A 13652-nucleotide genomic window follows, 5' to 3' on the forward strand; every position below is an offset into this window, starting at 1 on the left:
AAGTGAATAGTGAATTTTTCTTTAAGAACGTGAATGGCGAATTAAAAAAAATGGACAATAAAAATAGTTCACTTGCAAAGAAAAATTGACAAATTAATTGACAAAAATTTTATATTTTGAATTTTAAATATCCACGAGAAGAAAAACTAAAACAAAAAAAAGACATTTCCTTGCTTTTTGAGAAAGGGAAATGGACAACTTGTGGCAATATCAGAATTATTACTTTTTCTTCTGACGAAATTCTTCAGCACAAAGTAGGCGTTTCTGTTTCAAAAAAATATTTCAAAAAAGCTACTGATAGAAATCGTTTAAAAAGACTTTTGCGAGAAGTTTACAGACTAAACAAAGAAGAATTTTTACAAAAATTTGGAGAAAATTCTTTAAATATGCTTTTTTACATTTCAAAAGAAAAGCCAAAATCTTACAAAGAAATTGAAAGAGATTTTTTAAAACTTTTTAGAAAATAATAACAAACTGCCATGCAATTTTCTTCATTTACTAAGAATTTTCATTAATTAGTTGCTTAAGAAAAACTAGAATAAAGTCTTTCAAAAAATATTTTTCATAAAAAATCCACAGCTCAAAAACTGTGGATTTTCTATTATTTATTGTGTCTTAAATCTTTTATCTCCTGAATTCGGTTTTCAAATTCTTCTTGTCTTTCAGGATGCTTTTTTTGTAGAGATTCGAAGGCTATAATCGCTTTTGTATAAAGCCTTTGTTCCACATACAGATTTGCCAGAGTTTCCGTCATTAGATGAGAAATATCGCTTGCTTTTTCTTTCACCACGAAATTTCCATCTTCTCTTAATTGAGAAATTTTAGGATTATCTTCAATAAATTTATCAATAATTTCTGCTTTCTTCTCAATAATTTTTACAGGTTCTGTTTCTTTTCTATCTATTTTCAACCAATTTTGCCAAGTATTTACAAAATTTGGAATATTACTAGAAGTATCTTGTGCAACTTTTTCTATAATTTCGGCAGAATTTTGCTCTTCAATTATTGGCTCTTCGGCTGTTAATTCAGCTACATCATTATTAAGGAAAGATATATTCATAAATGGTTTTTCGTCCTCAATTTCAGTTTTAATCTCTTCAAGATTTTTCTCTATTTTCAATTCTTCAATAGGAAGAATTTCCACAGGTTTCGCTTCTGGCTCTATCGTTTTTTCGATAATTGGAGCAATAGTTTTTTTTGGAATCTCAACTTTCGGAATGTTAATATGAGCGTCTAAAGGACTTTGCACAAAACTCATTGGTTTCCATTCAAAATGAACTTCTGGTTCAATTTCCGCCTCTTCTATAACTTCTTCATTCACAATATTTTCCTCTACAATTTCTTCAATAACAGAAATATGTTCTTCTTGAATTTCAAATTCTTGAGTTTGATGAAAACTAATAACTTCCGGTTCAGAAATTTCTTCTTGCTTCTCAATTTTCGGCTCAGAAACTGTTTCTTCAATTATTTCTTCTTCTTGAGGCTCAGAATTTTTACTTGGAACCGAAAATTTCACATCTGGAAGAAAACTTTCAAAAGCATTGAAACTTATTTCCGAAGGTTTTACCTTAGTTTCTTCAATTTTATCAATATGCTCTAAAACCGTATCTTTGCTGTAATTTAAATCTCCTTCTCTGGTTTTGAAGCCATCATTTTTCTGTTCTTCTTCTTTTGCCAATTCAGCAAAAATTCTATTCTCGAATGCTTCATTTCCTTCATGATGAGCTTCTTCTATTTTTTCTACAATTGGCGTTTCTAATTCTGTATCGCCCACTACAGAAGCTGGATGCGTAACTACAGGTTTTGTTTCATCAATTTGCTCTAGTTCAGCCACGGGAACTTCTATTTTTGGAGCAATTTCACTAGGGATTTCATCAAAATTAGTATCTGTAACATTAGAAATAGGAGTTTCTAATTCGGTATCACCAACTATTAAATTCTCATTTTCAATAGAGATTTTCGCAATAGTTTGCTCTATAGGTTCATTAATTATAGAATTTGACAATTCTAGCTCTTGTTCTTTAACTAAATTGATTTTTTTAAGCTTTGCAGCTTCTCTTTTTTCAACTTCTTTTTTATTGTTGATAAAGTGATAAAGAATTTTTTTATCTGTGGTATAAGCTGCCGTTTTGGTAAGTTCTTTTTGATAATTATCTGCATCAAATTGGTGAATAGCAGAAAGATACAAAGTCCTAACACTTTGCATATAAGGAAACTTAGAAATCTCGTTTTGTAAAACAGAAATGTCTTCTGCTGAGATATTTTCAGGACGTTGAAGTAATTCTAAAACTCGTACATTCATCTTACCAATTGGCTACAATATCATTAAAAATTTTGTTGATAATTCTATCATTCACAATTTTAACTTGTGAGGTTTCTATTGAATTAATATCTAAATCACTACTAAAAGTGGCTTCGTCTGTATAAGTTCTATCGAAATTTGCTTCAGGAAATTTTTTATTTTCATAGTGAACTTTTACGGTAATCACTAATTTATTTTGAGCCGCCTGAATAGAACCTCCATCTGTATTAATAGGATTAGAAATAGCTGTTGGAATACTTGGGTTATAATCTACAATTTCTCCCTCGATAATAATATCTGCATTTTCTGTAGCTCCTTTTAATGAAGTATTTCTTAAAAATCTGTTTTGTAACAAAGTAGTAAAATCTTGGCTAAGCGTAGGATTTACCATTGCTGCATTATTAGGAAATGTCTTAATTAAAATGGTTTGTTCTTCGTGATTAAGAGAATTACCTGTAAATGTATAGCACGAAACTAAAAACAACAGACAAAAAGACGATAATAAAAATTTCATTATTTGAATTTTAAATTTTGAATTCAGAATTTTCATTGTTTAATCTTCTAAGTTATATTGTTTTATTTTTCTATAAAGTGTTCTTTGAGAAATCCCCAATTCTTCTGCCGCTCTGTTTCTTCTACCTTTGTGTTTTTCCAAAGCTTTTACTATTAAATCTCTCTCATTATTAATCAAAGAAAGAGAAGTTTCTTGTGGTTCTTCTTCCAAATCTATGTCTTCTACACCATTGTCATAATCATCTGTTGTTTCCGTAATATACGTAGGCGTACTAGGAACCACCTGATTTTGATTTTCAAAATACAACAACGAAGAAGGCGCAACAGATTGGCTTTCAGGTTTAAAAACTTTACCAATCAAATCTTTTTCTTGATTAGAAAAATTCTGGCTTCCTCTGTTTTTAATAAGTTCCGAAGTTAAGGATTTTAAATCATTTATATCGCTCCTCATGTCAAAAGAATTTTGTACATTATTTCTCTTTCCGAATTGAAGTCCGAATTAGAATTTCCACCATTTCCTTGCCTTGAAACCACCGCAGGAAGTTGAGCATTCATCGGGATATATTCTGCTAATTTTGTAGAATTGATGGTTCTATTTTGTTCTACTACCGTCATTTGTTCTACCAAATTCCTGAGCTGACGAATATTCCCCGGGAAAGCATAATTTTCTAAATATTTTACACCATCATCTGTTAATTGAAGCTCTGGCATTCTGTATTTTTCGGCAAAATCAATTGCAAATTTTCTAAAAAGCAAATGAATATCTCCTTTTCTCTCTCGCAAAGGTGGCATATCAATTTGAACTGTATTGAGACGATAATACAAATCTTCTCTAAATCTGCCATCTTCTATTGCCTTCATCATATTAACGTTGGTAGCAGCTACAATTCTCACATTTGTTTTTTGAATTTGAGAAGAACCTACTTTCATAAATTCTCCACTTTCTAAAACCCTCAACAATCTAACCTGAGTTTGAAGTGGAAGTTCGCCTACCTCATCCAAGAAAATTGTACCACCATCAGCTACTTCAAAATATCCTTTTCTGGTAGCTGTAGCACCGGTAAAAGCGCCTTTTTCGTGACCGAAAAGTTCAGAATCTATGGTTCCTTCGGGTATTGCACCACAGTTTACAACGATATAAGGTTGGTGTTTTCTTCTGGATTCTGCATGAATAATTTTCGGAATGTGTTCTTTACCAACACCAGATTCTCCGATTACGAGAACCGAAATATCTGTTGGCGCAACTTGAACTGCTTTTTCAATAGCACGATTAAGCGCAGGAAAATTTCCTATAATTCCGAAACGATTTTTTATAGATTGTAAGTCGCTCATAATTTTTGAGATTTGAGGTTTTGTTTTTTTTAAATTCAGAAATTAAAATAATTTCTTAAATCGTTTTCCCCAAAAGTGTGCCTTGTGTACAATCTTCTACGAAAACAGTCACAAAGTCACCAATGTTTTGTCCTTCTACTTTATCAAAAACTACTACAGCATTTTGTGAAGTTCTGGCTTTCCATTGGTTTTTATTTTTTTTAGAAATTCCTTCAATCAAAACTTCGTAGGTTTTGCCAACGTAAGATTGCATTCTTTTTCTGGATAATTCTCCTTGCAAAGCAATAATTTCGGCTAATCTTCTTTGTTTAACATCGGCAGGAACGTCGTCTTCCATTTTCTTATGAGCCGGAGTTCCTGGCCTTTCAGAATACGCAAACATATAACCGTAATCGTATTCTACTTGTCTCATTAAATCCAAAGTTAATTGGTGGTCTTCTTCCGTTTCGCCACAGAAACCAGTAATCATATCTTGCGAAAAAGCAATATCAGGAACCATTTCCTTCGCTTTTTTAATTAAATCTAAATATTCTTGACGCGTGTGTTGACGATTCATTTTCTGCAAAATTCTATCACTTCCGCTTTGTACAGGAAGGTGAATATATTTGCAAACGTTATCATATTGAGCAATTACACGAAAAACATCTTCCGTCATTTCGTGTGGATTAGATGTAGAAAATCTAATTCTAAGAGCAGGAACTGCTTTTGCTACCATTTCTAACAATTGAGAAAAATTTACGGCAGTTGCTTTTTGCATTTCCGAAGCTTTATCAAAATCTTTTTTAGCTCCACCACCGTACCAAAGGTAAGAATCTACATTTTGCCCAAGAAGTGTAATTTCTTTGTAACCTTTTTCAGCCAAAGCTTTGCATTCTTCAATAATAGAATGCGGATCGCGACTTCTTTCTCTACCTCTGGTAAAAGGAACTACGCAAAAAGTACACATATTATCGCAACCTCTGGTAATGGTAACAAAAGCGGCAACACCGTTTCCTCCCAATCGAACAGGATTAATATCTGCGTAAGTTTCTTCTTTAGAAAGAATTACGTTGATGGCATCTCTTCCGTCTTCCGTTTCTTTGAGAAGATTTGGCAAATCTCGGTAAGCATCTGGACCCACCACCAAATCTACCAAATGTTCTTCCTCTAAAAATTTGGTTTTAAGACGTTCTGCCATACAACCAAGAACGCCAACGGTAATATTAGGTTTGTCTTTTTTTAGATTTTTGAATTGAGACAAACGCATTCTCACGGTTTGCTCTGCTTTTTCTCTAATCGAACATGTATTAAGCAAAATTAAATCTGCTTCTTCAACCTTTAAAGTGGTGTTATAACCTTGCTCGTTAAGAATTGAAGCTACAATTTCAGAATCTGAGAAATTCATCTGGCAACCATAACTTTCTAAAAACAATTTTTTAGAATTTTCTGGTTTTTCTGCGATAGCAAAAGCTTCGCCTTGTTTATTTTCGTCTATATATTTTTCTTGCACAATCTTTTAATTTGAGATTTGAGATTTGAAAATTTAAGATTTTGAAAAAGCATAAACAGTTCCAAATTCTAAAAATCCAAATTCAAAATAAGTTAGTGTGCAAAGATAAGAAATTTCATGACAAAATGTCAGTCGAAATTAATGCTAAATGGAATTTTATACCTCTGCCTTACTGGCGTCCCGTTGTATTTTGCGGGATCCCACTTCTTTTTAACATGTTTTAAAGCATAGACAAATCTCTCATCAAATTCTTTTAAACCAGAGCTTTTCTCGACTGCAACATCTGTAACAGAGCCATCAATATCTACAACGAAATTTATGATAACAGTTATTTTTCCTTTTCCATTAAAGCCTCCTAAATCTACCCTTTTTGCCACTTCATCTCTAAATGAACTTAATCCATTAGGCTTAAAACCAGCATCCGCATTAAGTTTTTCAGGAGCATAACCGTCTTTGTAATTTTCAAACAAATCATCTGGGAAAAAAGCAAAAAGACCTTTTGCGGTAATATTATTGCCATTTTTTTCAACTGGTGTCCAATTTTTCAATTCTGGCAAAATCTTATCGAGCAAATCACTTGCACATTTATTAGCATTATAAACATTTGGATGATTTTCTATTTTTTTAAACTCACCTTTGTCTGTTACAATAAATTCTTGATGATATAGAGCTTCCTTCTTATCACAAGGAGCTAGTTTTTTCTCCATAATCACCTGATGTGCTTCTTTATAAAAATTCACAAATCCTCCTTTATAAAACAAATCATTATTATGATTAAAAGGAATTGTTTCTTGAGCTTTAAAAAAAGAGACAAAAAACAAAAAAAGCAATAAAATTTTTCTCATAGTTTTTAATTTAGTCATGGTCAAAATGGTCTGAAATAAAATTAATTTTGATTTTATAATTCGTTTTTACAGCAATTCCGTTTTCTGTTGCTGGTTTCCACTTGGTTTTAATTCTTTTCATGCAAAAAAGCATATCTTCTATAAACATTTCACTGTTTTTCACTTTTGGAGAAACACTTAACTTTTTGGTTCTTCCGTCAACATCAATATCAAAAGAAAAGACGAAAACTCCATTTACCGCATATTTTGACATATCAATATATCCATGAATCATCTTAAATAACTCATTTCTGTAAGCATTATCTCCACCAGGAAATTCTGCTTTCTGAAAAGAAACCGCAGAAGAATTTTGAGTTGGATTTTGAGTTTGTGAAATTCCCAAAAAGGAAATACATAAGAAGAAAAATAGTATTGATTTTTTCATGGTTTTTGATTTTAGCAAATATAAGAAAAAAGCTGCCCTATTAAAAAGAACAGCTTTAATTTATTAAGAATCTGTAAAATCTGAAGTAAAATCTAATTTCAGTTTCACTCTAGAAGAAACTGGCACTCCGGCACAAGTTGCAGGTTGCCATGGTGTTTTAATTCTGAGTAAAGAAAATTTGAGGTCTACAAAAAACATTTCTGCATTTTGAACTTTTGGCTCTACAATTATATTTTTCATTTTACCATCTTTATCCACATCAAAACTTACATAGAACGTTCCGTTTAGAGAGTATGAATTTCTATCTAAATACGCAGCAGAATTTTTTTTCAACTGTTTTACGAAAGCTTCTTCGCCACCTGGGAATTCTGCTTTAGAAAAATTATTGTTGAAATCAGTTTTTTTGCAAGTGTAAACTTTGTTTAGTGTAAAAGGTTGTTTTATTTCTAACCTAAAAGTATTTCTACCGTTTTCGGACAATAGCAACTGGTCTTCGTTTCTCATATCTTCTACTTCATTCTGAGCATAGAAAAAAGGGGAGAAGAATAAACTCATTAAAAATAAATTTTTCATTTGTTTATCTTTTTTTGATTAAATTTTAGTCTGAAATTAGACGATAAATTTACGAAAAAAGGCTGCAAATCATTTACAGCCTTTAGTTAATATTTTATAAAACTTCTATTTGATTTTTTAATAAATCTTCGAATTCTTCTCTTTTTCTTATAAGGTGTGCTTTTCCGTCTAAGAAAAGAACTTCTGCAGGTTTTAATCTCGAATTAAAATTAGAACTCATTTCAAAACCATAAGCTCCAGCATTTCTAAAGACCAAAACATCACTTTCTCTTACTTCGTGTAATTTTCTGTCCCAAGCAAAAGTATCTGTTTCGCAGATATTTCCAACTACAGTGTAAATTCTTTCTGGTCCTTTTGGGTTGCTAAGATTTTCTATAATATGGTAAGAATCGTAAAACATGGGTCTAATTAAATGATTAAAACCAGAATTAACTCCCACAAAAACAGTAGCGGTAGTTTGTTTAATCACATTAGATTTTACCAAAAAATGACCAGATTTCGACACCAAATATTTCCCTGGTTCAAACCAAAGCTCGAAATCTTTTCCTGTTTCTTCTTTAAATTTTGAAACTGCTTTTTCAACTTTCTTGCCTAGAGATTTCACATCGGTTTCCATCTCGTCTTTTTTGTAAGGAACTTTAAAACCGCTTCCCATATCAATATATTTAATATTTGGGAATTTCTCAGACAGCTCAAACATAATTTCTAAGCCTTGAAGAAAAACTTCTGGGTCTTTAATTTCGCTTCCTGTGTGCATGTGAAGTCCTTCTACATTTACACCTGTAGTTTTCATCACACGTTCAATATGGCGCAATTGGTGAATTGAAATCCCGAATTTAGAATCAATATGACCTGTAGAAATTTTATAGTTTCCACCTGCAAAAATATGAGGATTTATTCTGATAAAAATAGGATAACTGTCTCCAAATTTGTTCCCAAACTGTTCTAAAATAGAGATGTTATCAATATTTATATGAACTTGCAAGCTCATAGCTTCTTCTATTTCCGCTAAATCTACACAGTTTGGTGTAAAAAGGATTCTTTCTGCCGAAAAACCAGCTTTAAGACCAAGCTTTACTTCATTTACGGAAACGCAATCTAAATTTGCTCCCAACTTTTCTACATATTTTAGAATATTGATATTGGTAAGAGATTTACATGCGTAGAAAAACTTGGTTTGTTCGGAGAAAGAAGTTTTCAGTTTTTCGTACTGCGTTTTAATAGAATCTGCATCATAAACATAAACTGGCGTACCGAATTCTTGTGCAATGTTCAATAAATCTTGGTTGGTCATACGTTAAATTTTAATTTTTAAAACATAAAAAAAGCAGGACTTTTCTATCAAGAGCCTGCTTTGTATGTGAGTTTATTTTTTCTTTACTTAAAAAAACTATTGCTGCTCCTCCGAAAAATACATTTTCTTAGCCTTAGGGAAATGCTTTTTTCCCTTAGCAGAAGTAGATTTTATCTTTAGAATTGCGTTCATTTTTAGTATTTATCTAAATTTTCTTCAAAAGTAAGAGATAATGTTTAATTACACAATATTTTAACTCTATTTTTCAGGAAGTTGTAATATTTCGTATTCTTTTTTGAGAAGAGATAGTTTTAGTTCATTAATAATTTCTGGTGTTGTTTTTTCTACTGTTACTTTCAATTTATCAATTTTAGATTTGGATTGTATCTGATGATACAATTCGTAGAAGCCATAAGCTGTGAGTTTGCCTTTTTCTAAAATTAAGAAAGATTTCTCGCCTAAATTTCTACCTTTTCCTATCCAGATTTCATTTCTTTTTTTGAGACTTATTTTCTCTAGCAAAGTATTATAATTTTTCAATTCTTCATCATTTTTTATATAATTTCTTACTTTATTGCCCTGAGAAAAATTCTTGAATTTTATAATCGGCTTTTCGGTGTGTTTAGAATTTTTATCTACCAAAAATTTATCATTTTCAAAAAACAAACCGTATGGTAAAAATTGTCTTTTGGGTTTGTTTTTATTTAAAAGGATAAGTCTAGCAATAATATCTGTGCCTGTAAGTTCGTAATTAATTTGCTCTACTTCTTCTTGAATATCTGCAAATTTTTTAGATTTAGAATTAAATAATTTCTTAGAAGTTTTGTACAAATCATCTACATATTCTTCAAAGATAATAGCTCCAGAAGCATTTTGAAAATACAGAAAACCTCTTTCCGAAGGAATATCTTCCGTTAATTCTTTTATCTTGTTGATGTAATTTTTAGCATTGCTTTCTTCGCGATGTTGCTGTATAATTTCTTTGCTATTGTCTTTTGTTTTCAACAATTTGAAAAGTTCTAGCGTAGCTCTGGCATCACCGCTTGCTCTATGTTCTTCTACTAAAGGAATCCCAATAGATTTGCAAAGCTTACCAAGAGAGTAACTTGCCTCGTTTGGAATAAGTTTTTGCGCTAACGGAATTGTATCTAAAGTATTGATTTCGAAATCATAACCCAATCTTTTGAAACTTTGACGAAGCATTCTGTAATCAAAATCAATATTATGACCAACAAGTGTAGTTCCTTCTGTAATTTCGATAATTCTTTTGGCAATTTCGTGAAATCTTGGTGCAGTTTTTACCATTTTGGAGGTAATTTTGGTTAATTTCTGCACAAAAGGAGTAATCTCGCTTTCGGGGTTTACCAAAGAGATAAACTGGTCTGTAATAGTGTGTCCATCGTACCGAAAAATAGCAACTTCTATAATGCTTTCCTTTCGATAACCCGCTCCGTTACTTTCTATATCTATAATGCTGTACATTTCTTCTTGAAACTTTGTTAAAATAAAATCTAGCAATGCCAAATCTTAGATTCAACAAAGTCTTTTTTACAAATTTATTGAAAAATTTTAAAGTTTATCTTCTCATCTTTAATCCAAACATTCCTAAAACAAATTTTGCACCTTCCCTTGCTAAAGTAGAAGTAAAAGTTCTGCCAGCTCTAGATTTCAAAACTTGCTCAAAAACACTTGGCTCTTCTTTAGGTTGACGAGCTGTAGATTTTTCTTTTTCTACCTCTTGTTCTGCTGCTACAGCTTGTTCCATTCTTTTGGTTAGAATTTCATAGGCAGATTCTTTATCTATTTCTTTATTGTATTTTGCGGCTAAATCTGAGGCGTTAACCAAATCATTAATCTCATCATTCGTTAAAACATCCATTCTAGATTCTGGCGAAATAAGATACGTGTGAACAAGTGGCGTTGGGATTCCTTTTTCGTCCAAGACTGTTATAAAAGCTTCTCCTATTCCTAAATTTTGAATAAGATTTCCTGCATCATAATATTCGGTAATTGGATAATTTTCTACGGCTTTATCAATTTCTTTTCTATCTTTTGCGGTAAAACCTCTCAGCGCATGCTGAATTTTAAGCCCTAATTGAGACAAAACATTTTCTGGCACATCACCTGGAATTTGAGTAATAAAATAAATTCCAACTCCCTTAGAACGTATCAATTTTACCATGGTTTCAATTTGTGAAAGCAATGTTTTACTCGCTTCATTGAAAATTAAATGTGCTTCGTCTATAAAAAGAACCAATTTTGGCTTTCCGCTATCTCCTTCTTCAGGGAAAGTCATATAAATTTCAGCAAAAAGCGAAAGCATAAACGTAGAAAACAATTGTGGTTGATTTTGGATATCGGCAACTCTCAAAACATTCACTACACCTTTTCCTCCTCTTGTTTGCAATAAATCTTCTACATCAAAACTTGGCTCACCGAAAAAAACCGTTGCACCTTGTTGCTCCATTGCAACAATAGAACGAAGAATTGTACCCAAAGAAGCTGGCGAAATAGCACCATAATTATTGGCTAAATCTTTTTTCCCTTCGGCATTATCTGTTACATATTGAAGAACTTTTTTCAAATCGTCTAAATCTATCAGCGGTAAACCTTTGTCGTCTGAATATTTAAAAACGATAGACATAATACTTGCCTGAGTATCATTTAATCCTAAAATTTTAGAAAGCAAAACCGGACCGAATTCTGTAACGGTAGCTCTTAATTTAAGACCTTTTTCGGAGGAAATGGTCATCAACTCTACTGGAAAAGATTGTGGTTGATAAGGCAACTTAGTTTTGGTGTACCTTTCATTTATTTTATCATTTTGCTCACCTTCTACCGCAATACCAGAAAGGTCTCCTTTAATATCCATCACCAGAGAAGGAATTCCTTTGTGCGAAAGTTGTTCTACAAAAACCTGTAGCGTTTTGGTCTTTCCCGTTCCTGTAGCTCCAGCAATCAGACCGTGTCTGTTAATGGTTTTTAAAGGAATATTTACATTAACTTCGGGTATTACCTCTCCGTCTAACATTCCTTTTCCCAGTACGATATATTCACCTTTTGGTTGATATTTTGCGTTTAACTCTTCAATAAATTTTGTTTTGTCTGCCATTTCTGTTTTTTTCAAAGTTTAAATTTAATAATATTTCAAAAACTTCTTCATTAATTTCTCTCAAAAAATGAATTTTATAACAATCTTACCCTATAATAGATTATCAAATAAAAATATTAAATTTGTTAAGTACTTATTTCAAAATAAAAACACCATCTAAAATGTCTAAAACTACAGAATTCAGTGCTTCTTCGGAGCTTTTATCACAATTATATGAATTTAGCATTGTGAAAAACTACAAAACAGGAGATGTAATTTTAGACGAAAATGCAAGAATTCGCTCTATTCCCATTGTTACTAAAGGTAGTATAAAAGTAATGAGAACAGAAGAAGATGGCAGAGAAATTCTTTTGTATTACATAAAAGCTGGAGAAAGTTGCGTAATGTCTTTTCTTGGAGGTTTGCACGGAGAAACTTCTAAAGTAAAAGCTGAAGTGGAAGAAGATGCAGAAATTCTTTTTTTGCCTACCGAAAAAGTAACCTCACTCATCAAAACACATCCAGAATGGCTAGATTATATTTTTAAACTCTACCACAAAAGGTTTGAAGAATTGCTAGAAATGGTAAATGAAGTGACTTTCAAAAAAGTGGACGATAGACTCCTGTCTCTTCTTCATAAAAAATCTGAACTTAATGACACCAAAATCATTAACTCTACACACGAACAACTCGCCAACGAATTAGGCACTGCAAGAGTGGTAGTTTCCAGATTATTGAAATCTTTGGAAGAAGACGGGAAAGTAAAATTAGGAAGAAACAAAATAGAACTTTTATAAATTTAACAAAATGCAACTTAAGTAACATTTTTATACTTTTAAAATGTTGATTTTTGTAAAAAATATATAAAAATGGAATTTTTAGGTTACTTTTTCGCACTTCTTATTGGCTTAATTTTAGGAATAATTGGCGGAGGAGGCAGCATATTAGGAGTTCCTGCTTTTGTATATCTTTTTAAAATGGACGCTATTTCTGCTACCACACTTTCTCTTTTTGTAGTAGGAGTTGTAAGTGCTTTTGGCGCTATTGGAAATGCCAGACATGGAAATATCGATTTAAGAACAGCTCTGGTTTTTGGTATTCCTTCGGTATTTTCAATCATTTTTGTAAGAAAAATAATTTTACCTCATCTTCCTGAAAACCTCATCAATGTTGGCGAAATTCACATTCAGAAAAACGTTTTCATCCTTGTAATGTTTGCTTTTCTGATGCTACTTTCATCCATTAGAATGATTTTGGGAAATTCAAACATCGAATCTAAAAACCACTCTCCTCAATATCCTTTATTGATAACTCAAGGCATCGCTGTTGGAATGATTACAGGAATGATTGGCGCGGGCGGAGGTTTTTTAATTGTCCCAGCTTTGGTGATGCTTCTCAATTTAGAAATGAAAAAAGCAATAGGAACATCTTTGCTTATTATTTCTATCAATTCTTTATTAGGTTTCGTAAGTTCTGAAAATATCTCTAATTTAAATTGGGAATTTTTATCGATTTTCACTTTTATTTCTATTATTGGGCTTTTTATTGGAATTAGAATTTCTAAGAAAATTGATGGCAAAAAATTAAAACCAGCTTTTGGATGGTTTGTATTAATAATGGGAATTTATATGATTGTTAAAGAAGTGTTTTTCCACTAATTACCATCATAGTAAGCATCTATAACTTGTGTAATATTTGTTACACAAAACCTTAACAAAAACCCTCATATTTGCTTTTTACAACTTATACCTCTCTAAGGATTATTCAATTATTTAATGTAACTTCGTAG

The 13652-nt window shown here is 31.7% G+C and carries 12 protein-coding genes and 1 pseudogene; 3 read left to right on the forward strand and 10 right to left on the reverse strand.

Going from position 1 to position 13652, the window contains the following annotated elements; all coding sequences use genetic code 11:
• The first annotated feature begins 116 nt into the window (after positions 1-116).
• Complete coding sequence (rnpA, locus tag QM746_RS01410; RefSeq protein ID WP_414982580.1) at positions 117-467, forward strand: ribonuclease P protein component; 351 nt, start codon at positions 117-119, stop codon at positions 465-467.
• A gap of 134 nt (positions 468-601) precedes the next feature.
• On the opposite strand, the gene QM746_RS01415 is transcribed toward rnpA, so the two are convergent.
• The 10 genes and pseudogenes from QM746_RS01415 to QM746_RS01460 form a co-directional block, all read right to left on the reverse strand.
• The gene (locus QM746_RS01415) at positions 602-2302 is read right to left on the reverse strand and encodes a hypothetical protein (protein WP_414982581.1); all 1701 of its coding nucleotides are present in this window, start codon (positions 2300-2302) and stop codon (positions 602-604) included.
• A gap of 1 nt (position 2303) precedes the next feature.
• Complete coding sequence (gene lptE, locus QM746_RS01420) at positions 2304-2816, reverse strand: LPS assembly lipoprotein LptE (protein ID WP_414982582.1); 513 nt, start codon at positions 2814-2816, stop codon at positions 2304-2306.
• Positions 2817-2855: 39 nt separating this feature from the next.
• A pseudogene (locus QM746_RS01425) lies at positions 2856-4147 on the reverse strand (sigma-54 interaction domain-containing protein).
• Positions 4148-4202: 55 nt separating this feature from the next.
• Positions 4203-5636 (reverse strand): tRNA (N6-isopentenyl adenosine(37)-C2)-methylthiotransferase MiaB, encoded by a 1434-nt coding sequence (miaB, locus tag QM746_RS01430; RefSeq protein ID WP_414982583.1) that lies wholly within the window; start codon positions 5634-5636, stop codon positions 4203-4205.
• Positions 5637-5764: 128 nt separating this feature from the next.
• The gene (locus QM746_RS01435) at positions 5765-6481 is read right to left on the reverse strand and encodes an energy transducer TonB (RefSeq protein ID WP_414982584.1); all 717 of its coding nucleotides are present in this window, start codon (positions 6479-6481) and stop codon (positions 5765-5767) included.
• Positions 6482-6491: 10 nt separating this feature from the next.
• Positions 6492-6905: an energy transducer TonB gene (locus tag QM746_RS01440; RefSeq protein ID WP_414982585.1), complete on the reverse strand. Its 414-nt coding sequence runs from the start codon at positions 6903-6905 to the stop codon at positions 6492-6494.
• Positions 6906-6968: 63 nt separating this feature from the next.
• The gene (locus QM746_RS01445) at positions 6969-7478 is read right to left on the reverse strand and encodes a hypothetical protein (RefSeq protein WP_414982586.1); all 510 of its coding nucleotides are present in this window, start codon (positions 7476-7478) and stop codon (positions 6969-6971) included.
• A 94-nt stretch (positions 7479-7572) separates the two neighbouring features.
• Positions 7573-8772 (reverse strand): diaminopimelate decarboxylase, encoded by a 1200-nt coding sequence (gene lysA / locus QM746_RS01450; protein WP_414982587.1) that lies wholly within the window; start codon positions 8770-8772, stop codon positions 7573-7575.
• A gap of 258 nt (positions 8773-9030) precedes the next feature.
• Positions 9031-10254 carry a PolC-type DNA polymerase III gene (locus QM746_RS01455; RefSeq protein ID WP_414985107.1) on the reverse strand — a complete coding sequence of 408 codons (1224 nt, stop codon included), beginning with the start codon at positions 10252-10254 and terminating at the stop codon, positions 9031-9033.
• Positions 10255-10348: 94 nt separating this feature from the next.
• Positions 10349-11884, reverse strand: a complete 1536-nt coding sequence (locus QM746_RS01460) for a helicase HerA-like domain-containing protein (RefSeq protein WP_414985108.1) — start codon at positions 11882-11884, stop codon at positions 10349-10351.
• Positions 11885-12045: 161 nt separating this feature from the next.
• On the opposite strand from QM746_RS01460, the gene QM746_RS01465 reads away from it, so the two are divergent.
• Positions 12046-12660, forward strand: coding sequence for a Crp/Fnr family transcriptional regulator (locus tag QM746_RS01465; protein WP_414982588.1), 615 nt, complete (start codon positions 12046-12048; stop codon positions 12658-12660).
• A gap of 72 nt (positions 12661-12732) precedes the next feature.
• On the forward strand, positions 12733-13521 hold the full coding sequence (locus QM746_RS01470; protein WP_414982589.1) for a sulfite exporter TauE/SafE family protein: 789 nt from the start codon (positions 12733-12735) through the stop codon (positions 13519-13521).
• Positions 13522-13652: the final 131 nt, after the last annotated feature.

The organism is Cloacibacterium sp., from assembly GCF_047601505.1.
GTDB lineage: Bacteria > Bacteroidota > Bacteroidia > Flavobacteriales > Weeksellaceae > Cloacibacterium.

Bases quoted from the DNA above. Each gene is read 5' to 3' on its own strand.
- QM746_RS01465 (WP_414982588.1), top strand. From the start codon at position 12,046: ATGTCTAAAACTACAGAATTCAGTGCTTCTTCGGAGCTTTTATCACAA.
- QM746_RS01455 (WP_414985107.1), bottom strand. From the start codon at position 10,254: ATGTACAGCATTATAGATATAGAAAGTAACGGAGCGGGTTATCGAAAG.
- lptE (WP_414982582.1), bottom strand. From the start codon at position 2,816: ATGAAATTTTTATTATCGTCTTTTTGTCTGTTGTTTTTAGTTTCGTGC.
- QM746_RS01440 (WP_414982585.1), bottom strand. From the start codon at position 6,905: ATGAAAAAATCAATACTATTTTTCTTCTTATGTATTTCCTTTTTGGGA.
- QM746_RS01435 (WP_414982584.1), bottom strand. From the start codon at position 6,481: ATGAGAAAAATTTTATTGCTTTTTTTGTTTTTTGTCTCTTTTTTTAAA.
- QM746_RS01470 (WP_414982589.1), top strand. From the start codon at position 12,733: ATGGAATTTTTAGGTTACTTTTTCGCACTTCTTATTGGCTTAATTTTA.
- QM746_RS01415 (WP_414982581.1), bottom strand. From the start codon at position 2,302: ATGAATGTACGAGTTTTAGAATTACTTCAACGTCCTGAAAATATCTCA.
- QM746_RS01445 (WP_414982586.1), bottom strand. From the start codon at position 7,478: ATGAAAAATTTATTTTTAATGAGTTTATTCTTCTCCCCTTTTTTCTAT.
- QM746_RS01460 (WP_414985108.1), bottom strand. From the start codon at position 11,884: ATGGCAGACAAAACAAAATTTATTGAAGAGTTAAACGCAAAATATCAA.
- lysA (WP_414982587.1), bottom strand. From the start codon at position 8,772: ATGACCAACCAAGATTTATTGAACATTGCACAAGAATTCGGTACGCCA.